18 protein-coding genes and 2 pseudogenes are annotated in these 20,631 nt (G+C 73.6%); 11 read left to right on the top strand and 9 right to left on the bottom strand.

Translation table 11 applies throughout. From position 1 onward, the window contains the following. Positions 1–4 precede the first annotated feature (4 nt). The 5 genes from AB0O82_RS09465 to manA all read left to right on the top strand — a co-directional run bounded on the left by AB0O82_RS09465 (position 5) and on the right by manA (position 7,807). The gene (locus AB0O82_RS09465; protein ID WP_363581804.1) at positions 5–913 is read left to right on the top strand and encodes a carbohydrate ABC transporter permease; all 909 of its coding nucleotides are present in this window, start codon (positions 5–7) and stop codon (positions 911–913) included. Positions 914–989: 76 nt separating this feature from the next. Beyond that, entirely contained in the window at positions 990–2,258 is a 1,269-nt protein-coding gene (locus tag AB0O82_RS09460) for a glycosyl hydrolase (protein WP_363581802.1), read from the top strand. A 49-nt stretch (positions 2,259–2,307) separates the two neighbouring features. After that, on the top strand, positions 2,308–5,349 hold the full coding sequence (locus tag AB0O82_RS09455; RefSeq protein WP_363581799.1) for a glycoside hydrolase family 38 C-terminal domain-containing protein: 3,042 nt from the start codon (positions 2,308–2,310) through the stop codon (positions 5,347–5,349). 223 nt (positions 5,350–5,572) lie between these two features. Next, positions 5,573–6,523, top strand: a complete 951-nt coding sequence (locus tag AB0O82_RS09450) for an ROK family protein (RefSeq protein ID WP_363581797.1) — start codon at positions 5,573–5,575, stop codon at positions 6,521–6,523. Positions 6,524–6,547: 24 nt separating this feature from the next. Continuing rightward, positions 6,548–7,807 carry a mannose-6-phosphate isomerase, class I gene (manA, locus tag AB0O82_RS09445; protein WP_363581796.1) on the top strand — a complete coding sequence of 420 codons (1,260 nt, stop codon included), beginning with the start codon at positions 6,548–6,550 and terminating at the stop codon, positions 7,805–7,807. Here manA and AB0O82_RS09440 read toward each other — a convergent pair. The 6 genes and pseudogenes from AB0O82_RS09440 to AB0O82_RS09415 form a co-directional block, all read right to left on the bottom strand. Beyond that, positions 7,690–8,166 carry a DUF2267 domain-containing protein gene (locus AB0O82_RS09440; RefSeq protein WP_079135401.1) on the bottom strand — a complete coding sequence of 159 codons (477 nt, stop codon included), beginning with the start codon at positions 8,164–8,166 and terminating at the stop codon, positions 7,690–7,692. The genes manA and AB0O82_RS09440 overlap by 118 nt on opposite strands. Positions 8,167–8,516: 350 nt before the next feature. Further along, the gene (locus AB0O82_RS09435; protein WP_363581795.1) at positions 8,517–9,182 is read right to left on the bottom strand and encodes a thioesterase family protein; all 666 of its coding nucleotides are present in this window, start codon (positions 9,180–9,182) and stop codon (positions 8,517–8,519) included. Beyond that, entirely contained in the window at positions 9,179–9,514 is a 336-nt protein-coding gene (locus AB0O82_RS09430) for a hypothetical protein (protein ID WP_363581794.1), read from the bottom strand. Before AB0O82_RS09430 ends, AB0O82_RS09435 begins: the two co-directional genes overlap by 4 nt. A 252-nt stretch (positions 9,515–9,766) precedes the next feature. Beyond that, positions 9,767–10,735 carry a DUF6528 family protein gene (locus AB0O82_RS09425; RefSeq protein WP_363581792.1) on the bottom strand — a complete coding sequence of 323 codons (969 nt, stop codon included), beginning with the start codon at positions 10,733–10,735 and terminating at the stop codon, positions 9,767–9,769. Positions 10,736–10,928: 193 nt separating this feature from the next. After that, positions 10,929–12,317, bottom strand: a complete 1,389-nt coding sequence (locus AB0O82_RS09420) for an FAD-binding oxidoreductase (RefSeq protein ID WP_363581909.1) — start codon at positions 12,315–12,317, stop codon at positions 10,929–10,931. A gap of 163 nt (positions 12,318–12,480) precedes the next feature. Next, positions 12,481–12,897: pseudogene (locus AB0O82_RS09415) on the bottom strand (flavoprotein); the annotation flags it as partial. 354 nt (positions 12,898–13,251) lie between these two features. Here AB0O82_RS09415 and AB0O82_RS09410 point away from each other — a divergent pair. Then, positions 13,252–13,608, top strand: coding sequence for a hypothetical protein (locus AB0O82_RS09410; protein WP_363581790.1), 357 nt, complete (start codon positions 13,252–13,254; stop codon positions 13,606–13,608). Positions 13,609–13,815: 207 nt separating this feature from the next. Then, a complete protein-coding gene (locus AB0O82_RS09405) occupies positions 13,816–14,973 on the top strand; it encodes a serine hydrolase domain-containing protein (RefSeq protein WP_363581788.1) in 1,158 nt (385 codons plus the stop codon). A gap of 101 nt (positions 14,974–15,074) precedes the next feature. Here AB0O82_RS09405 and AB0O82_RS09400 read toward each other — a convergent pair whose 3' ends face one another. After that, positions 15,075–15,560 carry a cysteine/serine endopeptidase inhibitor gene (locus AB0O82_RS09400; RefSeq protein WP_363581786.1) on the bottom strand — a complete coding sequence of 162 codons (486 nt, stop codon included), beginning with the start codon at positions 15,558–15,560 and terminating at the stop codon, positions 15,075–15,077. A 261-nt stretch (positions 15,561–15,821) separates the two neighbouring features. Between AB0O82_RS09400 and AB0O82_RS09395 the strand changes: the two genes are divergently transcribed. Next, complete coding sequence (locus AB0O82_RS09395; protein WP_363581784.1) at positions 15,822–16,031, top strand: hypothetical protein; 210 nt, start codon at positions 15,822–15,824, stop codon at positions 16,029–16,031. Between the two features lie 57 nt (positions 16,032–16,088). Here AB0O82_RS09395 and AB0O82_RS09390 read toward each other — a convergent pair whose 3' ends face one another. Both AB0O82_RS09390 and AB0O82_RS09385 read right to left on the bottom strand, forming a co-directional pair. Then, positions 16,089–16,898, bottom strand: a complete 810-nt coding sequence (locus tag AB0O82_RS09390; RefSeq protein ID WP_363581782.1) for an SMP-30/gluconolactonase/LRE family protein — start codon at positions 16,896–16,898, stop codon at positions 16,089–16,091. Between the two features lie 25 nt (positions 16,899–16,923). Continuing rightward, entirely contained in the window at positions 16,924–17,247 is a 324-nt protein-coding gene (locus AB0O82_RS09385; protein WP_363581780.1) for an SDR family oxidoreductase, read from the bottom strand. A gap of 582 nt (positions 17,248–17,829) precedes the next feature. Here AB0O82_RS09385 and AB0O82_RS09380 point away from each other — a divergent pair. The 3 genes and pseudogenes from AB0O82_RS09380 to AB0O82_RS09370 form a co-directional block, all read left to right on the top strand. Then, entirely contained in the window at positions 17,830–18,780 is a 951-nt protein-coding gene (locus AB0O82_RS09380; RefSeq protein ID WP_363581778.1) for a TauD/TfdA family dioxygenase, read from the top strand. A 115-nt stretch (positions 18,781–18,895) separates the two neighbouring features. Continuing rightward, entirely contained in the window at positions 18,896–20,167 is a 1,272-nt protein-coding gene (locus AB0O82_RS09375) for an ROK family transcriptional regulator (RefSeq protein ID WP_363581776.1), read from the top strand. Between the two features lie 110 nt (positions 20,168–20,277). Further along, positions 20,278–20,597 (top strand): annotated as a pseudogene (locus AB0O82_RS09370) (hypothetical protein); the annotation flags it as partial. Between the last annotated feature and the right edge of the window lie 34 nt (positions 20,598–20,631).

Here is a 20,631-nt window from a genome sequence, read left to right as displayed (position 1 = left end):
CCCCGTGACCTCCCCCCGTTCGAAGGCCGTCCGCCGCGCTCAAGGCTCGCAGGGCTCCCGGGGCTCCCAGGGCTCCCGGGGCTTCAACACCCCCTCCACCGCCCAGACCGCCGGCCGCTACCTGCTCCTGGTGCTCGTCCTGCTGCTGGTGGTAGGGCCGTTCCTGTGGCAGCTCTCCACCTCCCTCAAGGGTCCCAACGAGGACGTCTACACCAGCACCCCGAGCTTCATCCCCGAACAGCTGACCTTCGGCAACTACGGCAAGGTCGCCGAGACCATCCCGGTCTGGACCTACGCCCTCAACTCGCTGATCGTCGCCGCCATCTGCATCACCGGCAACGTGGTCGGCTGCACCCTGGCCGGCTTCGCGCTCGCCCGGCTGCGCTTCCGCGGCGCCAAGCTCGTCCTCGGCCTCTTCCTCGCCACCCTGGTGCTCCCCGGCGAGGTCACCATCGTCTCCCAGTACGTGCTGGTGCGCGGCCTCGGTCTGGCCGACACCCTGACCGGCGTCGCCCTGCCCGGCGCGATCGCCATGCTCAACGTACTGCTGATGCGCACCGCCTTCGCCGCCGTCCCGCTCGAACTCGACCAGGCCGCCCTGGTCGACGGCGCCACCGTGTGGCAGCGGCTCTGGCACATCGGCCTGCCCAACGTGCGCGGCATGCTCAGCGTGATCGTCATCTTCACCTTCATCGGCGCCTGGGACGACTTCCTCTGGCCCCTGATCGTGCTCAACGACCCGCAGAAGTACACCCTCACCGTCGGACTCCAGTACCTCAACGGCACCTTCTCCGCGAACCCGCGGCTGATCGCGGCCGGCACCATGATCGCCTTCCTGCCGATCGTCGTGGTGTTCGGCGTCTGCCAGCGCTTCTTCTTCAAGGGCGTCGAGGAGGGAGCCGTCAAGGGTTAGGCCCCGGCCGGACGTGTCCGACGATTCCTGACCCCACCGCCCGTTCGCCCCACACCCGTTGAGGACTCACCCGCCCATGAGCAACCCCGCACCGCAGCGCCCCCGCTTCGGCGTCAACTACACGCCCAGCGCCGGCTGGTTCCACCACTGGCTCGACTTCGACCTCGACGCCGTCCGCGCCGACTTCGACTCCATCGCCGCACTCGGCCTGGACCACGTCCGGGTCTTCCCGCTCTGGCCGCTGTTCCAGCCCAACCGCACCCTGATCCGCCCGCGCGCCGTCGAGCAGCTGGCGGCCCTGGTGGACGCGGCCGGCGAACGCGGCCTGGACGTCGCGGTGGACGGCCTCCAGGGCCACCTGTCGAGCTTCGACTTCCTGCCCTCCTGGACGCAGACCTGGCACCGGCGGAACATCTTCACCGACCCCGAGGTCCTCGACGGCCAGGCCGCCTACCTGCGCACCCTCGCCGAGGCGCTGCACGAGCGGCCCAACTTCCTCGGCATGACGCTCGGCAACGAGATCAACCAGTTCTCCGGCGAACCGCACCCCGACCCCGACCGGATCACCCCCGGGCAGGCCGACGCCTGGCTGCGCCGGATGCTCGACGCCTGCGAGCAGGGCGCGCCCGGCCGGATGCACCTGCACGCCTCCTACGACGCCGCCTGGTACCTGGACGAACACCCGTTCACCCCCTGGCACTCGGCCCGGATCGGCGCCGCCACCGCCGTGCACTCCTGGGTGTTCAACGGCACCGCCCAGCGCTACGGCGCCCACTCCACCGCCACCGCGCAGCACGCCGCCTACCTGGTCGAGCTCTCCAAGGCCTGGGCGGACGACCCGGCCCGCCCGGTCTGGCTGCAGGAGGTCGGCGCCCCCGCCCCGCACATCACCGCCGAGGACGCCGCCCGGTTCACCGGCGCCACCGTCGAGGCCGTACTCGACTGCCCGGACGTGTGGGGCGTCACCTGGTGGTGCTCGCACGACGTGGACCGGTCGCTGGCCGACTTCCCCGAGCTGGAGTACAGCCTCGGCCTGCTCACCACCGACCGCGCGGTCAAACCGGCCGGCGCTCGGCTGGCCGAGGCCGCCGCCGAGGCGCGCCGCTCCTGGCAGCCGCCCCAGCCGCGCACCACCGCCGTGGTGGTGGCCACCGGGGACGAGGTGACCGCGCCCAAGCGCTCGGCCTGCGGGCCCGGCGGCGCCGTCTACGAGGCGTTCATGCGCCTCGCCGAGGCGGGCGCCCGCCCGACCACCGTCCTCGCCGAACACGCCGAGGACCAGGCCCACCTGGCCGCGCGCGGGATCACCGAGGTGGTCCACCCGGACGACGTACGTTCTCTCTGACCCTTCGCCTCAGCCGTTACCCCTCAGTCACGCAACGGAGCCCGCTGACATGCACGATGACCGCACGCTGGTCGAGTCCCGCCTCAAGCGCGTCCTGGACGAGCGCATCCGCCCGGCCGTCTACCCCGAGTCCGTCCCGCTGGAGGTCGGCATCTGGACGGCACCCGGCGAGCCCGTCCCGGTCGCCGAGGGCCTGGCCGCGCCGCGCACCCCGATCGCGGTCGGCGACGCCTGGGGCGCGCCGTGGGGCACCAGCTGGATCACCGTGACCGGCACCGTGCCGCAGGCCTGGGCCGGGCGGACGGTCGAGGCGCTGATCGACCTCGGCTTCGACGCCAACATGCCCGGCTTCCAGTGCGAGGGCCTGGTCTACCGCCCGGACGGCACCCCGGTGAAGGGCCTCAACCCGCAGAACCAGTGGGTGCGCATCGCCGCCCCCGCGGCCGGCGGCGAGCAGGTGCTGCTGCACGTCGAGGCGGCCTCCAACCCGGTCATCCTGGACTACCACCCCTTCCTGCCCACCGAGTTGGGCGACAAGGACACCGCCGGCGACCAGCCGCAGTACAAGCTGACCAGGATGGACCTCGCCGTCTTCGACGAGACGGTCTGGCAACTGGTGATCGACCTGGAGGTGCTCGGCGAGCTGATGGCCGAGCTGCCGGTGGACGGCGCCCGCCGCTGGGACGTCCTGCGCGCGGTCGAGCGGGCGCTCGACGCGATCGACCTCCAGGACGTCAACGGCACGGCGGCCGCCGCCCGTTCGGAGCTCACCGACGTGCTGGCCGCGCCCGCCGTGCCGTCCGCGCACCGGATCAGTGCGATCGGCCACGCGCACATCGACTCGGCCTGGCTCTGGCCGCTGCGCGAGACCGTCCGCAAGGTGGCGCGCACCACCGCCAACATGACCGCGCTGCTGGAGGACGAGCCGGACTTCCTCTACACCATGTCCCAGGCACAGCAGTTCGCCTGGATCAAGGAGCACCGCCCCGAGGTGTACGCCCGGGTGCAGAAGGCCGTGGCGGAGGGCCGGTTCGTCCCGGCCGGCGGCATGTGGGTCGAGTCCGACACCAACATGCCCAGCTCGGAGGCGATGGCCCGGCAGTTCGTGCACGGCAAGCGGTTCTTCCTGGACGAGTTCGGGGTGGAGAACCACGAGGCGTGGCTGCCCGACACCTTCGGCTTCACCGGCGGCCTGCCGCAGATCATCCGCAACGCGGGCTCCAAGTGGCTGCTGACGCAGAAGATCTCGTGGAGCCAGATCAACAAGTTCCCGCACCACACCTTCCTCTGGGAGGGCATCGACGGGACCAGGATCTTCACCCACTTCCCGCCCGTGGACACCTACAACTGCTCCATGAAGGGCAGCGAGATCGCCCACGCGGCACGGAACTTCAAGGACAAGGGGGTGGCCCGGCACTCGCTCGCCCCGACCGGCTGGGGCGACGGCGGCGGCGGCACCACCCGCGAGATGGTCGCCAAGGCGGGCCGGATGAAGGACCTGGAGGGCTCGGCCACCGTCCGCTGGGAGAAGCCCGCCGAGTTCTTCGCCAAGGCCGAGGCCGAGTACCCGAACCCGCCGGTCTGGGTCGGCGAGCTCTACCTGGAGCTGCACCGGGCCACCCTGACCAGCCAGGCGAAGACCAAGCAGGGCAACCGGCGCAGCGAGAACCTGCTGCGCGAGGCCGAACTCTGGTGCGCCACCGCCTCGTTGCGCACCGGCGCGGCTTACCCGTACGAGCAGCTGGACCGGATCTGGAAGACCGTCCTGCTGCACCAGTTCCACGACATCCTGCCCGGCTCCTCCATCGCCTGGGTGCACCGCGAGGCCGAGGCGACGTACGCGGCGCTGGCCGCGGAGCTGGACTCGCTGATCGACGGCGCCCAGCAGGCCCTCGCCGGGGACACCGCCGGCGGGCGCGAGCTGGTGTTCAACTCGGCGCCGCACCCGCGCTCGGCCGTCCCGGCCGGCGGGGCCGCCCCGGCCGTGCTCGGCTCGGGCGCCTGCGAGGTCATCGAGCGGCCCGAGGGCGGCTTCCTGCTGCGCAACGGGCTGCTGGACGTGGTCGTGGACGCCGACGGCCTGGTGGCGTCGGTGGTCGAGGTGGCGAGCGGCCGGGAGACCGTCGCCCCCGGCACCCGGGCCAACCTGCTCCAGCTGCACCCGGACTTCCCCAACATGTGGGACGCCTGGGACGTCGACCAGTTCTACCGCAACACCGTCACCGACCTGACCGCCGTGGACGCGCTGACGGCGCTCTCCGCCCCCGACCAGGCCGCCGTCCGGGTGGCGCGCTCCTTCGGCTCGTCCACCGTCGTCCAGACGCTCACCCTGCGGGCGGGCGAGCAGCGGCTCGACATCGACACCGAGGTCGACTGGCACGAGACCGAGAAGTTCCTCAAGGCCGCGTTCCCGCTGGACGTGCACACCGAGCGGTACGCCGCCGAGACCCAGTTCGGCCACCTCTACCGGCCCACCCACACCAACACCAGCTGGGACGCCGCCAAGTTCGAGGCCTGCAACCACCGCTTCGTCCACCTCGACGAGCCCGGCTGGGGCGTCGCCCTCGTCACCGCCTCCACCTACGGCCACGACGTCACCCGCGCCGTGCGCGACACCGACGGCGGCACCACCACCACGGTCCGCTTCTCGCTGCTGCGCGCGCCCCGCTTCCCCGACCCGAAGACCGACCAGGGCCTGCACCGCTTCCGGCACGCCCTCGTCCCGGGTGCGGCGATCGGCGACGCCGTCCGCGAGGGCTACCGGATCGGCCTGCCCGAGCGGCGCGTCACCGGCACCGCCGAGCAGGTCGCGCCGCTGGTGCAGCTGGACAACGACGCGCTGGTGGTCAGCGCGGTCAAGCTCGCCGACGACCGCAGCGGCGACCTGATCGTCCGGGTCTACGAGGCGGGTGGCGGCCGCGCCCGGGGCCTGCTCACCACCTCCTACCCGCTGGCCGGTGCCGTCCCCTGCGACCTGCTGGAGCGGCCCTGGGACGGCACCCGCGGCGAGGTGGCCGTGGAGGACGGCGCGGTGCGGCTGGCGCTGCGGCCGTTCGAGCTGGTCACGCTGCGCCTGAGCGCGGCGGGCTGAGCACCGCCGGCTGACGGGCGGGCGGGGACCCGCCGTTTCGGGGACCCGCTGTTCGGAGCCCCGCTGTTCGGAGCCCCGCTGTTCGGGGTCTCGCTGTTCGGGGCCGCCGTTCGGGGTCTCGCACCCCGCCCGCCGCGCCCCGCATGCCGCACTACGCTGATCGGCGCCCCGGCCCGCCCGCCGGGGCGCCGCCCCCGCCCGAACCCGCCTGGAGCCCGCCGCGATGACCCTCACCCCGCCGCCCGCCGCCACCCCGCTGTTCGCCGCCGTGGACATCGGCGGCACCAAGATCGCCGGGGCGCTGGTCGACGGCCACGGGCGGCTGCGGCACCGGCACCAACTGCCCACCCCGGCCCGGGAGCCGGGCGCGGCCGTGCTCGCCGTCGTGCACGAGGTGCTGGACCGGCTCGCCCGCACCGCCGACTGGTCCGCCGTGACGGCCGTCGGGATCGGCAGCGCCGGCCCGGTCGACCTCGTCGCCGGCTCCGTCAGCCCCGTCAACATCCCCGGCTGGCACGACTTCCCGCTGGTCGCCGAGGTCGCCGCGCACCCGGCGGTGGCCGCCCGGCGGCTGCCCGTCCAACTGGCCGGGGACGGCGTCGCGATGGCCGCCGCCGAGCACTGGCAGGGCGCCGCCCGGGGCGCGGCCAACGCGCTGTGCCTGGTGGTGTCGACCGGGGTCGGCGCCGGGCTGGTGCTCGACGGCGCCGTCCGCCCCGGGCCCAGCGGCAACGCCGGCCACCTCGGCCACATCACCGTCGACCTGGACGGCGAGCCCTGCCCGTGCGGCTCGCGCGGCTGCCTGGAGGGCCTCGCCAGCGGCACCGCCATCGCCCGCCGGGCCCTCGCCGAGGGCTGGCGCCCGGCCGGGGAGGACCGCTCGGCCCGGGCCGTCGCCGCCGACGCCGAGGCGGGCGACCCGGTCGCGCTCGCCTCCTTCGACCGCGCCGCCCAGGCCCTCGCCGCCGGGATCGCCGCCACCGCGGCCCTGGTCGACCTCGACCGGGTGGTGGTCGGCGGCGGCGTCGCCACCGCCGGCGACGTCCTGTTCGCACCGCTCGCCCGCCACCTCGACCGCTACGCCACGCTGTCCTACATCCGCGGCCTCGACGTCCGCCGCGCCGAACTCGGCACCGATGCCGGGCTGATCGGCGCGGCCGCGCTCTGCCGCTGACCCGAACCCCTCGGAGGCCGCGCCATGTCGCTCCCGCCCTTCGCCCTGCTCCACAACCCGGTCCGCCCGTACGCGTGGGGCTCGCCCACCGCCATCCCCGCGCTGACCGGCACCGCGCCGACCGGCGCCCCGCAGGCCGAACTGTGGATGGGCGCACACCCGTCGGCGCCCTCCGAGCTGCTGTCTCCGGACGGCACCGGCGGGCCGCAGCCGCTGGACGAACTCATCCAGCGGTACCCGAACGCCATGCTCGGGCCGGACACCGTGGGGCGGTTCGGCCCGACGCTGCCGTTCCTGTTCAAGGTGCTCGCCGCCGACCGGGCGCTCTCCCTCCAGGTCCACCCGACCCGGACCCAGGCGGCGGCCGGGTACGCGGCCGAGGAGGCTCGCGGCGTCCCGCTCGACGCACCCGAACGGGTCTTCAAGGACCCCGGGCACAAGCCCGAACTCATCTGCGCCCTCGGGGACTTCGAAGCACTGTGCGGCTTCCGCCCGGCCCCTGGAACGGCCCGGCTGCTGGACGCGCTCGCCGTCCCGCTGCTCGCCCCCTGGGCGGACGACCTGCGCGCGCACCCCGCCGCCGAGGCCCTGCCCGCGCTGCTGCGCCGGGTCCTGGCCGAGGACCGGCCGACCCGCACCCAACTCGGCGACGTCACCAGGGCGTTGCACCGGCTCGCGGCCGAGGGCGGCCCGTTCGCCGAGGCCTGCGCCGGCTACGCCCGCGCCGCCGCGCAGTACCCCGGCGACCCGGGCCTGATCGCCGCACTGCTGCTCAACCACGTCCGGCTCACGGCGGGCCAGGCCCTCTACCTGGACGCCGGGGTTCCGCACGCCTATCTCCGGGGCGTGGGCGTGGAGTTGATGGCCAACTCGGACAACGTGCTGCGCTGCGGGCTCACCCCCAAGCACGTCGACGTCGACGGCCTGCTGGCGGTCACGTCCTTCCGCACCGATGAACCGCAGGTCCTCACGGCACTCCCAGGCGACCGATTCGAGGACGAATTCCCCTCCCCCGCCGAGGAGTTCAGGCTCTCCCGGCTGCGCCCCGGCCCGGCCGCCGTCCGCGCCGAGCTGCCCACCCCGCAGATCCTGCTGTGCGTCGAGGGCCGCGCCCGACTGCACGCCCCCGGCTTCGCGGACCTCGACCTCCCCCGGGGCGCGTCCGTCTACCTGCGGCCAGGCGCCGGACCGGTCGAGCTGACCGGCCGGGGTGCGGAGCTGTTCCGGGCCACCACCGGCGCGCCGGCCCAGGCCGGCACCGGGTGGCCGAACAGCAGATCGTAGCCGTCCGGGAGCTGCTCGACCACGCGGTCGACCAGTTCCCCCGGGGCCAGGTCGGCGAGGGTGCCGAGCACGGCCCCGATGTCCCACGGCCCGGTCGCCTCGGTCGCGCCGTCGATCCAGCCGACCACGCCGCGCACGAAGCGCTCGGCGGTCAGCGGTTCGGCGGCGGGCCCGGCATCGCGCAGCAGCGGGGCGTACGCCTCGGGCAGCGCGTCGGCGAGCTCGGCCCGTTCGGCCCCGACCAGGTGCTCACCGAGCAGCGCGAGCACGACCCGGATGGCGTGCTCCGCCTCCGCCTCGCTCGGGTACTCCCCACAGTCGACGACGCGGGCGCGGAAGTCCTCCGGGGAGATGGTCATCGCGTCCTCCTTCCGGTCGGCGGGAACCGGCTGCGCTCCGCCCGGAAGCCGGAGGCCGAGAGCCGCCGGCCCTCTCGCGGACGATCCCTGGCCCGGTGGCCCGGAGGCCCGGAGGCGGCGGACGGCTGGTGTGGCGGACGGCCCGTGGCGGACGGCTGGTGGCGGCGAGGTCCGGTCGGCTGCGCCGTCACGGCCCGTGACCGCCTGGGGTTCGCCGGTACCCGTGCTGCTCAGCGTACTGCGGCACGGCGGCACGGCGGCAGGGAGACCGGCCGGACGGATCGACGCCGTTGTCGATCACGCCGCCGGCCCGCGCCCTGCCCGGCGCGGGGCCACCAGGGGACCGGGTGTCAGGCCACCGACGCCCGACACCGTCTGCGGGTGCGGTGCGGCAGAGCGGCGCCCGAGCGGGCCGCCACGCGCTGCGGCGGAGGCGCCGTGACCGGCACGGCCGGTGCGGCGGGCACAGCGGGCACGGTGGACACAGCCGGCGCGGTGGACACAGCCGGCGCGGTGGACACAGCCGGCGCGGTGGACACAGCCGGCGCGGTGGACACAGCCGGCGCGGCCGGCGGGACCGCGACGGCCTGCACGGCATCCGGCATAAACGCCTCGAGAAAACGCCGCTCGTTCGAACTGAGTTTGCGCGAGCGGCCGGATTCACGGTCCCGCGCGACCACCACGGTCCTGGCCCGCATAAAGGTGAGCAGGTCACGGCAGACATTCACCACGACATGCGTGGAACTCCGCCCGATCCGTTCAACCGTCAACTGCACCGACAAGGGCTCGGGCCGGTGGTACAACTGCTCCAGGAAATCGATCTCGTGCCGCGCGATAATGAATCCGGACGGGAACAGGGCGTCCCGGACGGCGGTCTCGTGGTGGCAGAACATGTCGTAAATCCCCTCCTGGACGTAGCCGACCAGCCGGGCGTTGTTGATGTGCCCGTTCTCGTCGACGTCGCTCCACCGGGTGGGGCAGGACAGCACGTGCACGCCCGGGTGCAGCGCGCTCACTGCTGCGTCAGCCCGGCGCCGGTCGCGGCGGGGAGCAGTGCCCGGCGCAACCTCGCGTAGTAACCGGACTGTTCCGCCGCCATCCGGGCCGCCGTCCAACCCTCCTCGGCCGCTTCCGCGGCGACCTGGACGACCAGGCTGTCGAGCACCGCGTCGACCGACCGGCAGAGTTCGGCGACCGCCGCGAGGCGCTCGGTGACATCGGCGCCGACGGCCGCGCCCCGGGCCGGGAAAGCGGCCAGCGATTCCGCCGCGAGTTGCAGGTCGTCGACGGTGTCCGGCATTTTCTCCGGCATGTTTTCCGGCATCAAATTCGACACGTTTTTCTCCATGACTCATTCCGGCCATTACGGCCCGGTAGCTAGTGTTCGAATACACCGAATCGGTGTCGGCCCCCCGACGCCTTCGACGCTATCCCAGCCGACACGGTCGACGGATGGTTTACGGACGGCGACGGGAAACTCACTCCTATTGGAGTAGTTTGGCGGGGTACACAATATGCCCCATCATCCGAATGCCGTCGGCAGAACGGGTGGCATCGCCGACCCGAACCCCGAAACCGACACCTGCACGTCGCGGATCTGCTACCAGCCTCCCCACCACCTCGCCTTGTAGAGATGCGTCCCGCGCAGCATCCGCGTCCCGTCCGGCCGGTGCAGGGTGATCACCGAGGTGCACCAGGAACACGGCCCGCTGTGGTCGGGGACCACGGTCAGCAGCCGTCCGGTGCCGGGCTCGTCCCCGACGCTCTTCACGTCCCGGACGGCTGCGGGGTCGCCCAGCCGCACGGCGGTGAAGCGGTCGGCCGCCGGGTCGTACCGCCACAGGCCGGTCAGCGTGCTCACCCAGAACCGTCCGGGCTCGGCCAGCACCGGCGCGAGGTCGTGCCCGCCGTGGTCGGGCAGCGGCGTCGAGCGGACGGCGGTCAGGGTGGGCGCCGCCGGGGTGCCGCCCACCCGCAGCGCGGTCAGCACGTCGTCGCCGAGCACCCAGAGCAGGCCCGTCCGGCCGTCCCAGTGCACGCCGTGCGCGCCCGGGAGCGGGTAGCCTGCGTGGGCGGTGGCGCGCGGCCCCTGCGAGGCCGCGTACAGCCGCACCCACCCGCCGCCGCTCGCCGCGACCGCGACGTTGCCGTCCGGCAGCAGCTCGATGCTGTGCGGATTGGCCGCCCCGCCCAGGTCCGCCGCCCAGCGGGTCGCGCCGGTGGTGGTGTCCACGACGGCGGCCAGGCCGCCGGAGGCGGTGGTCAGCAGGTAGCGCCGGCCCTGCCGCACCCGGCTCTTCGCCTCGTCCGGATTCGTCCAGCTCCGCACGGGCGTCAGGTCCGCGAGCCCGGCCGCCCGGTCGGCGCTCCAGCCCCACACGACCGGCAGCCGCCCCGGGCCCCGGTAGGCCATCAGCTCCTCGGCGCTCTGCAGCACCAGGACGCTACGGGACTCCTGGTCCACCACCACGACCGCCCACCCGGGCGACCTGGCCTGCGCGCCGGTCGCCGGCACGCAGAACAGCAGGACGCACAGAGCGCACAGGGCCACCAGCGTTCTCCTCAGCACGCCCCCACCGTGCTTGCTCCCGGGCCGCTTTGCACGGCGGAGCGTCCGAACGGCCGTGGCGAGCGCGGTGGCGGATCCGGGGTGGCGAATCCGCCACCGTGTTCGCCACCGTCCGGATCCGCCACCGTGCTCGCCACCGTCCGGATCCGCGCGGGCGCCCTCCCTCACGCCCGGACCCGCGCGGCCGCGTTCACTACCTCCCGGAGACGGCGTCCGCGACGCGGGCGATCGGCGAGGTGGTGGCCCGTCCGCCCGCCTCCTGGCGGTCTGCCGCGTGGTAGGCCGCGTACATCGCGTGCACCCCGATCCAGCGCAGCGGCTCGGGCTCCCAGCGGCGCACGGTGTGGCCCACCCAGGGCAGCCCGGTCAGCCTGGTGTCCCGCCCGAGGACCAGGTCGCGCAGGGTCCGGCCCGCCAGGTTCGTCGTGGTCACCCCGCTGCCGACGTACCCGCCCGCCCAGCCGAGGCCACTCGCACGGTCCAGCTCCACGGTGGCGCACCAGTCCCGGGGGACGCCGAGCACGCCCGCCCAGGCGTGGTCGATCCGGGCGCTCGCGGCCGCCGGGAAGAAGCGGTTCAGGATCTGCCGGAGCTGGCGCACGGTCTCCACCTGGGTGCCGCCGTCCGCATCCGTCCGCGAGCCGAACCGGTACGGCACGCCCCGGCCGCCCAGCGCGATCCGGTCGTCCGCGGTGCGCTGCGCGTACATGTAGGCGTGCGCGAAGTCGCCCAGCACCTCGCGGCCCTGCCAGCCCGCGTCCGCCCAGAAGGCGGGCGGCAGCGGCTCGGTGGCGATCATCGCCGAGTTCATCGGCAGCCAGGTCCGCCGCTCGCCGCGCAGGCCGGCCGTGAACCCCTCGGTGGCGCGCAGCACGTACTCGGCGGTCACCGTGCCCTGCGGCGTCACCGCGCGCGGCCGGGCGTACGCGGTGCCCGGCAGGATCGCCGTCACCGCCGTCCCCTCGTGCACCGCCACCCCGAGGTCCCGCACCACCCGCGCCAACCCGCGTACCAGCTCGGCCGGTTGGATCCGCGCACCGTACGGCGTCCAGGTGCCACCGAGGGCACCCGCGACGGCGATCCGGTCGGCGGCCTCCTTGGCGCCCAGCAGCTCGACGCGGCCCTCGCCGTACGCCCGCTCGGCGGCGGCGAAAGCCTTGAGCCTCTCCAACTGGGCTCTGTTCCTGGCCACTTCGAGCACCCCGCCACGCACGATGTGCGCGTCGATCCGCTCGGCGGCGGCGACGTCCACGACCTCCCCGACCGCATCGTCCATCGCCCGCTGCATCGCCGCCGCCGCACCCGGGCTGTACCGCTTCGCGAACGCGCCCCGGCCCGCGAAACCGTTGTACAGCCACCCGCCGTTGCGGCCCGAGGCGCCGTAGCCGCAGAACCGGCGTTCCAGCACCGCGATCCGCAGCGACGGCTCCGCCTTCTTCAGGTAGTACGCCGTCCACAGCCCGGTGTACCCGCCGCCGACGACGCACACGTCCACATCCGCGCTCCCGGGCAACGCCGGCCCCGACTCCGGCAACCCGCTCGCCGCGTACCAGAACGACACCTCGCCGTTGACCGCCACCAGAACCTCCCACACCCGTCGCCGACCTGCCCGGACGCTACGCCGCACCGGTCACGCCGGAACACCCCCACACTGCCAAGATCCCCCCGCCCGGCCAGCCACCCTGTCAGACCGCCAGCAGCTCCAGCACCCGCGTCCAGCTGTACGCCCCCGGTGTGAACTCCGCGATCCGCACACCCATGCTCCGCAGCCTGGCCAGGCTCTCCCCGTACGCCGGATGCGCCGCCTGCGCCGCGCTCAGACAGGGCTGCACCGCCACCGGGACGCCCCACCCGTACGACTCGCAGAGGATGCCGAGCGCCAGGGTGTCCGAGATCCCCGCCGCCCACTTGTTGATCGTGTTGAACGTCGCCGGGGCGACCACGACCGCATCCGGATCCGGCAACGGCCGCGGATCCCCCGGCTTCCGCCAGGCCGAACGGATCGGATACCCCGTCCGCGCCACCAGCTCCTCCTCGTCGATGAACCCCATCGCCCGCGGAGTCGCCACCACGCCCACCTCCCACCCCCGCCCCTGCGCGGCGGATACCAACTCCCCCACCCCACCCGCGACTCCGGCCGCACACACCACGACGTAGAGCATCAATTTCGTCTCCCCGCTGTTCCTGTCACTGGCACATCACCGTCCCCCAGAGCGCGATCAGCATCATCACCCCGGCCACGGAGACCCCACACGCTAGCCACACCCGCACCGGGTCGGCGATCCCACTCTCACCCCTCACGGCCGCCCCACTACCAGGTCCGCATGCACGACCTTCCCGCACGGCTCGACCACGGCTCCCCGACGCCCCTTCGTCAGCTTGTGCACCAACGCAGCCGCCGGTGGCACTCCTCGTCCTCCCCCGCAGCCATCAGTACCGGCAACGACAACCGGATCGCGGAGTTGCACGACCACATTACGGCGCTCCAGCGCGCCGCATGAGGAAAGGAACAGCTCATGACCGAGGACGGCAGGATCTTCCGGGAGGCGTGGATCGCCGGAGTGAAGCGGCACTTCCCCGGAGAGCCGAAGCCCGGCTGCATCGCCTCCTGGGAGGAGACCCCCGACTGGGAACGACCCTGCGCCGCAGCCGTGTTCGGGCAGGTTCGGGACTTCGTGGCCGTGAGCGGCGGGACGACCGTCAAGCTCTCCCGCGAGCAGAAGGGGCGCTTCGTCTCGCTCTGCTGGATCGCCCAGATCCACAAGCACATCGAGAGCCCCAAGCCCGGCTACGTCGCGGATTGGAACGACCTGCCCAAGTGGCAGCAGGAGACCGACGCCGACATCTTCGAGGCGATCGAGCGACTGGTTTAGGTAAGCCCCAGGTGTCCGCCCCTGCGGCGCGCAGGGGCGGACACCATCACACAGCGCCGGCCGGATCGCCGTTCATACCCCGCAGGTCGTAGACCGTCAGGACCACGGCTTCGGCCCCCGCTCCTCCTGCGCGCGGACGACCGTCGCCGGTGCCGCGTGGTGCCCTGGTGGTCCCGGGCGCGCCGGCCCGACGAGAGGAGACGCTCCGTGAACCCGTCCACCCCGTACAGGATTCGACCACTCCGGCTCAGCGCGGCGGCCGTCGCCGCGGGCGCCCTGCTGTTCGGCGTGGCCGCCGCGCCGGCAGCCCAGGCGGCGGGCCCCCGAGCCGACCTCGTCCAACAGCGGCTCGACGCGCTGGTCCGGCAGGACGGTGTGCCCGGCGCGCTGGCCACCGTGCGGGACCGGAACGGGCACACCCGCACCTACACGGCCGGGGTGGGCGATCTCGCCACTGGCACGGCGGTGCCCGTGGACGGGCAGGTCCGGGCGGGCAGCAACACCAAGTCCTTCACGGCCGTCGTCGTCCTGCAACTCGTCGCCGAGGGCAAGGTCGATCTGGAGGCCTCCCTCGACACCTACCTGCCGGGCCTCGTCCGCGGCACCGGCGCCGACGGCAGCCGCATCGACGGGCGGAAGATCACCGTCCGCCAGATCCTCCAGCACACCAGCGGCCTGCCCGACTACACCCACTTCCTGCCCGACCAGAGCCTCTCCCAGTACCACGAGCCCCGCGACCTGCTCGACCTCGCGCTCGCCCAGAAACCCGACTTCGAGCCCGGCAAGGGCTGGAAGTACTGCAACACGGGCTACCTGATCGCCGGTCTGATCATCCAGAAGGTCACCGGGCGGCCCGCCGGCGAGGAGATCACCCGGCGGGTCATCGACCGCATCGGCCTGCGCCACACGTACTTCCCCGCCCAGGGCGACATGACGGTGCACGAGCACCACCCGCACGGCTACTTCACCGAGGAGCCCGGCGACCAACCGCTGGACGTCACCGAGCAGGACATGTCCTGGGCCTGGACGGCCGGCGCCCTGGTGTCCACGAACAGCGACCTCAACCGCTTCTTCCGCGCCCTGCTCGGCGGCGAGCTGCTGGCCCCGGCCCAGCTCGCCCAGATGCAGGTCACCGTCCCCGCCGAGTACATGGGCCCCGGCGGCCGCTACGGGCTGGGCCTCGCCAGCCGCCCGCTGTCCTGCGGCGGTGTGTACTGGGGCCACGGCGGCACGCTCCCGGGCTACGTGACGCGCGGTGGTGTCACCGAGGACGGTCGCGCCGCCGACATCGCCGTCACCACCCTGCCCTCCGCCGACGTCAAGCAGCGCGTCGCCGACGCCGTGGACGCCGCGCTCTGCCGCTGAGGCGCTGAAACGCTGAAACACCCAGGCCCGGAAGCGGACCCCGGGCGACGGCCGTGCCCGCCCACGTGTCACGGGGCGGGCACGGCCGCTCATCCGCAGTCTCAGCCGATGGTGGAGCCGGTGACGGGCTCGGAGAGTTCGACGGTCCTGCCGTTCAGGCCGGCCTTGACGAACTGCCAGGTGAGGCCGTTGATGACGCCCTGGCCGAGCGGGGCCAGCTGGGCGAACGCGGGCTGGCTGAGGTCGAGGTGGCCGGCGTCACAGGAGGGGCACTTGTCCCGGACGGGGACGGTGACGGTCTTGCCCTGGTAGCTGACCTTGACCGAAATTCCTTGACACAGGGGGTCGTTGTTGGGGTTGGCGCTGGTCCACCAGGTGTGGGAGACCGCGACGAGCATCTGGTTGGAGGCGTTGATCTGGGTGCCGCAGGCGCCGTAGCCGGCGTCGTTGTAGTAGGTGGCCTTGCCGGCCATGGGCGTGTTGATCGGTATCGCCGCGCTGGCGGTGCCGGCGGTGAGGGCGATGAGGGCGGCGGCCGCGAGCGGGGCGCCCGCGAGGATCCTGAGGTTCTTGCTGATGGCGCGCATGGTTCCCTCCGGTTCTCTAGCCATGGGCATGACAGGTAGAAGTCGCCGAAGCCGCAAGGGGGTTCAGCGAGATCGCCCGATGCCCGTCCGAGTGAAGAGAACGTATGCGCCCGACGGCGGTATGGTCCAGACCGCCGCCATGTTGACATGAACACAAGGCAGGAATCTTTACCAATACGGCCGAAGGGGCGAAGATACGTGACCGCACCGCGCCGCAGGGTGTTGACAGGTCACCACGCCCACCCCCGGAGGCCCCGCCCCATGCGCACCGCACTCGCAGCCCTGCTCCTCGGCGCCGCCCTGATCCCGGCCGCCGCCGCACCCGCCAACGCCGTGTCCGCCAACGGCGCGCCCGCGCCCCGCGCGGTGAACCAGGGCTACAGCATCCCCGTCGGCGCCGTCACCGATCTCGGCGCGCTGCCGGTGCTCGGCAGCCTCGGGCTGGACTTCGCCCGCCTGCTCGGGCAGTAGGGTCGCGCCCCCTCGAACCCGGCGCCGCCAGACCCGGACCCCTCGCACCCGGACCCCTCACACCCGGACGCTGAACAGGCCGCCGGACAGCGCGTGTTGGTCGGACCGGGCGGACGTGATGTAGAGCGTCCGCCCGTCCGGCCCGCCAAAGGCGCAACTGGTGACGCGCGGCACCGGCAGCTCGACCGACGCCAGCACCTCACCCTCGGGCGAGAGGCAGTGCACCGCCCAGCCGTCCCAGAACGCCACCCACAGGTTGCCGTCGGCGTCGAGCGTCATGCCGTCCGGGTGACCCGGCAGGTGGGAGACGTCGAGCGTGCGGATCCGCTCACCGAGGGGGCCGTGCTCGGGGTAGGGGTAGAGGGCGATGCGGCGCGTGGTGGTGTCGATGTGCCAGAGCCGGTCGGGCTCCGGCCAGGCGAGGCCGTTGGGGATGTCGAGCCCGCCGAGGATCGCCCGGACACCGCCGTCGCGCTCCAGCCGGTACAGCGATCCGGGCTCGCGCGGCTCCCCCCGCCCCATCGAGCCGGCGACCGGTCGGCCGTACGGGTCGGTCTTGCCGTCATTCATCCGGCGGTCCGGGCGGTCGGCCTCGACGGCGGCGACCAGCGTGGTGCGGCCAGTGGCCGGATCGAACCGTTCGAAGCCGCGCTCGGTGGCGAGCATCAGCCCGCCGTCGCCGTACGGCATCAAGGTGCCGGGGGTGGCGTCGAGTTCGACCGAGCCGATCGCGCCCGAGGCCGGGTCCAGGGTGAGCACCCGCCGGTCGGGGATGCCGATCCAGCGCAGCAGCTGCGCGGACTGGTCCCACAGCGGGCCCTCGCCCAGCTCCAGGTACGGTGTGTCGGCGACCGGTTCGGCACGCACAGCGGGGCCCTCCTCGAACAAGGTGTCAGCGCAGCGGGGCTTCGGGCAGCATCGCGGTCGTTCCTCCGTCCACGGCGAGGCGGACACCACTGACGATCGAGGATTCCTCGCCCGCCAGGAAGCCGACCACCCGCGCGACCTCGGCCGCACTGCCGAACCGCCCCAGTGGGGACGACCGTAGCATCGCGGCGCTCGGCTGCGGATCCGTCCACACGCGCCGGTTGCGCTCCACCGGGACGAAGCCGGGAGCGACCGCCGCCCTGGCCCGCCCTGGCCCGCTCGCGCCCGGGCCGGCCTCGGAGCACTCGCCCAGTCCGTACGCTCCGTCACCACCGGACAGTCGCGCCACCCGTCACGTGGTCCGCGCCGACGCGCGGGCGTGCAGCAGTTCCAGCACGGGCGCCGACCTCCCCTTCGCCAGGGCCCGAGGGCGCGCCCTCGGCCCGCTCCGAACTTACTTCCGCTCCGCAAGTTAGTAACCGCCGCGAGCCCGTCACAAGGTCGAACTCCCGGCCGCAGCACACCCGCCACCCCCGCGACATCCGCCGCAACACACCGCAACGCGGCGGCAACACCCGTTCCCAGAAGCCAAGTTGACGATTGACAGCGAGCCCCGCCCTTCAGCACGATGAGCGCCGAGCCCACTCGCGGCGAGCCGGAAGGAGGGCCGATGCACACCGCTGTCCGCCGCGCCCCGCGCCCGGCCACCGCCTGCTGCCCGCGCCGCTGTTGTCGCGGTGCGCTCGCCCTCTGACCGTCCGTCCCGCCGGACCGGCCTCCCTCCCGCACGCCCTGCCCCGCCGCTCGGCCTTGCCCCGCCTCGCCGCTCAGCCCTGCCCTGCCCTGCCCTGCCCGGCGACCGGTACGCGGAGCGGCTCGGTGCCGCCATGCGTCACTCACCGTCACCATCTTCCCGTGAAGGGGAACCGTCATGACCACCGCCCTGACCGAACTCCGCCTCACCCCCGCCGCCGGCCGGATCGGCGCGATCGTGCACGACGTCCGCCTCGGCGGCGACCTGACGGCCGAGACCGTGGCCGCCGTCGAGGCCGCCCTCCACCAGCACAAGGTGCTGTTCTTCCGCGGCCAGCAGCACCTGGACGACGCCGGACACGAGGCGTTCGCCCGCCTGTTGGGACAGCCGGTCGGCCACCCGACCGTCCCCAGCGCGGACGGCCGCTACATCTTCGAGCTGGACGCGACCAAGGGCGTGCGGGCCAACAACTGGCACACCGACGTCACCTTCGTGCCGTCCTACCCCAAGGCCTCGATCCTGCGCTCGCTGGAGCTGCCCCCGGCCGGTGGCAGCACGGTCTGGGCCAACACCGCGGCCGCCTACCAGGACCTGCCCGCACCGCTGAAAGCCCTGGCCGAGAGCCTGCGGGCCGTCCACACCAACGACTACGACTACGCCGCCCGGCTGGCCCTGCGCCCGGAGCTGGCGGACAACGCCGAGATCGCCCGGCTGTTCCGCGACGTCTTCGTCTCCACCGCCTTCAAGACCGAACACCCCGTCGTCCGGGTGCACCCGGTCACCGGGGAGAAGTCGCTGCTCCTGGGCGCGTTCGCGCAGCGCATCCAGGGCGTGTCGGGCGCCGACAGCCGGGCGCTGATCGACCTGTTCCAGCGCTACGTCGAGCGGCTGGAGAACACCGTCCGCTGGGACTGGCAGATCGGCGACGTCGCGATCTGGGACAACCGGGCCACCCAGCACTACGCGGTCAACGACTACGGCGACGAGCCGCGCCTGGTCCGCCGGATCACCCTGGACGGCGACCTGCCGCTCGGCGTGGACGGCGCTCCGAGCCGTCTGCTGGAGCCGGCCGACCCGCCGCGGGTGGCCGGCCTGGTGCCCGCCGAGGAGCTCGAAACGGCCAACTGACCCGGCCGGGGCACGCGTTACCGCCGATCGTCCCGACCGGAGGAACGCGATACGACCGACCCGACCGGGGAGGACCCGGCCGTCAACCGATCCAGAGGACCCGGGTACCGCCACCATGACCACCGCCCTCGCCCGGCCGCCCGTCCGCACCGGGGACGACCGCCGGGACGCCAACGCCTCCGCCGTGCTGCGCACGGTGCTCGACCACGGGCCGATCGCCCGCAGCAGGGTCGCCGCTCTGACCGGGCTGAGCGCGTCGGCGGTCTCCCGGCAGGTGGTGGACCTTGTGCGGCTCGGACTGCTGTGCGAGCGCCCGGAGTTGGCGGTCGGGCGCGGCACCGGGGCGCTGGGCCGCCCGCAGCTGCCGGTGGACGTGGACACCGACCGGCTGGCCGTGGCAGGACTGCACATCGGCGTCCCGTACACCACCTTCACACTGCTCGACCTGCGCGGGCAGGTGCTGTACCGGCAGGAGATCTCCAACCGGGGCCGGACCGGATTCGCCGTGCTGAAGCCGCTGTTGGAGCGACTGCCCCGGCTGATCGCCGCCCTGCGCGGCGGCCGGACGGTGGTCGGCCTGGGCGCCGTCACCGGCGGCGCCGTCGACCCGGAGCGCGGGCTGATGCTCCGTCACGGACTGTTGGGCTGGCGGGACATGCCGCTGCGGGAGCTGCTGGAGGACGCCACCGGCCTGCCCGTCCAGGTGGACAACCACGCCCGGGCGCTCACCCAGGCGGAGATCCTGTTCGGCCACCCGGCCGCCCGGCGGAGCATGGTGCAGCTGTTCGTCGGCCATGTGGTGGACGCGGCGCTGGCGGTCGCGGGCACGGTCCATCAGGGCCCACCCTCGGCCACCGGCGACCTCGGCCACCTGCCGATCGCGGACCGGCTCGCGGACGGACAAGCGGACGAGAGAGCGGACGAAGACGCGGACGACGCCGCACTCTGTCACTGCGGCCGCCGGGGCTGTCTCTCGGTCGCAGCCTCCGACACCACCCTGTTCGAAGCGGCTGCCGCCGAGGGGATCACCGCCAAGCCGGACCGCGCCCAGCTGATCGCCGCCGTCCAGCAGGGCGACCCCCGGGCGGACCGGCTGGTCCGCGAGCGGGCCCGGACCATCGGCCGCGCCCTCGCCCTGCTCGCGGACGTGGTCAACCCCGATCTGCTGGTGCTCACCGAGACCTTCGCCGTCCTCGACCCCGCCTATCTCGACGTCGTACGGGCCGAGTTCACCCTCCGCTCACACCTGCACCGGGACGCCGACCTGCTGATCGCCCAGCAGCGGGGCCCCGACGCGCTAGCCGTCGCCGCCGGCGCCCCGGTGCTCGGCGAGCTGTACGCCCGGCCCGTCCGGGCCCTCGCCGCGACGCCTGCCCGGCACCGCTAGCCCCCTCCCCAAAAGCCCTCGAAAGCCCCCCGCAGACCACCCCGCACACCGACCGGCCCGTCGACCCGCCCACCGACCCGCCGGCCGACCCCCGCCGCCGCGCCCCCTGCGCCGCCGACGACCGCGCCAACTGACCGCTGCAGCAGGCCTTCGACCAGTACTACGGCGTCCTGGAAGGCCTGACCGGCCTCTTCCCCCTGCCCGTCACCGGGGCCGCCACGACGGCGGCTGGGACGAACTGCGCCGCAGCCGCTTCGCCCGCCAACTCGCCGCCGGCCACTTCCCCGAGGGCACCCGCAGCTACTTCAGCCGCTTCCTCCACCACCCGAACCTGCCCGACGACTGGAACCCGGACGTCGAGCGCGAGATCGCGCTCATCGGCGGCCCGCAGAGCCTGGTGCGCTACCCGCGCAGCTGGGGCCTGGCCTCGGCCGACCGCTGCGGTCGCTGGACGGCGCCGAGCA

It is taken from the genome of Kitasatospora sp. NPDC088264 (assembly GCF_040685715.1).
In the GTDB taxonomy this organism is placed as follows: Bacteria; Actinomycetota; Actinomycetes; order Streptomycetales; family Streptomycetaceae; genus Kitasatospora.
This window is presented reverse-complemented; position numbering and strand designations above follow the sequence as displayed.

What these genes read in the sequence shown, in the direction of transcription:
- AB0O82_RS09380 (WP_363581778.1), top strand. Translation starts at nt 17,830, where the DNA reads ATGACCACCGCCCTGACCGAACTCCGCCTCACCCCCGCCGCCGGCCGG.
- AB0O82_RS09440 (WP_079135401.1), bottom strand. Translation starts at nt 8,166, where the DNA reads ATGACCATCTCCCCGGAGGACTTCCGCGCCCGCGTCGTCGACTGTGGG.
- AB0O82_RS09455 (WP_363581799.1), top strand. Translation starts at nt 2,308, where the DNA reads ATGCACGATGACCGCACGCTGGTCGAGTCCCGCCTCAAGCGCGTCCTG.
- AB0O82_RS09410 (WP_363581790.1), top strand. Translation starts at nt 13,252, where the DNA reads ATGACCGAGGACGGCAGGATCTTCCGGGAGGCGTGGATCGCCGGAGTG.
- AB0O82_RS09460 (WP_363581802.1), top strand. Translation starts at nt 990, where the DNA reads ATGAGCAACCCCGCACCGCAGCGCCCCCGCTTCGGCGTCAACTACACG.
- AB0O82_RS09430 (WP_363581794.1), bottom strand. Translation starts at nt 9,514, where the DNA reads ATGGAGAAAAACGTGTCGAATTTGATGCCGGAAAACATGCCGGAGAAA.
- manA (WP_363581796.1), top strand. Translation starts at nt 6,548, where the DNA reads ATGTCGCTCCCGCCCTTCGCCCTGCTCCACAACCCGGTCCGCCCGTAC.
- AB0O82_RS09395 (WP_363581784.1), top strand. Translation starts at nt 15,822, where the DNA reads ATGCGCACCGCACTCGCAGCCCTGCTCCTCGGCGCCGCCCTGATCCCG.
- AB0O82_RS09400 (WP_363581786.1), bottom strand. Translation starts at nt 15,560, where the DNA reads ATGCGCGCCATCAGCAAGAACCTCAGGATCCTCGCGGGCGCCCCGCTC.
- AB0O82_RS09450 (WP_363581797.1), top strand. Translation starts at nt 5,573, where the DNA reads ATGACCCTCACCCCGCCGCCCGCCGCCACCCCGCTGTTCGCCGCCGTG.
- AB0O82_RS09375 (WP_363581776.1), top strand. Translation starts at nt 18,896, where the DNA reads ATGACCACCGCCCTCGCCCGGCCGCCCGTCCGCACCGGGGACGACCGC.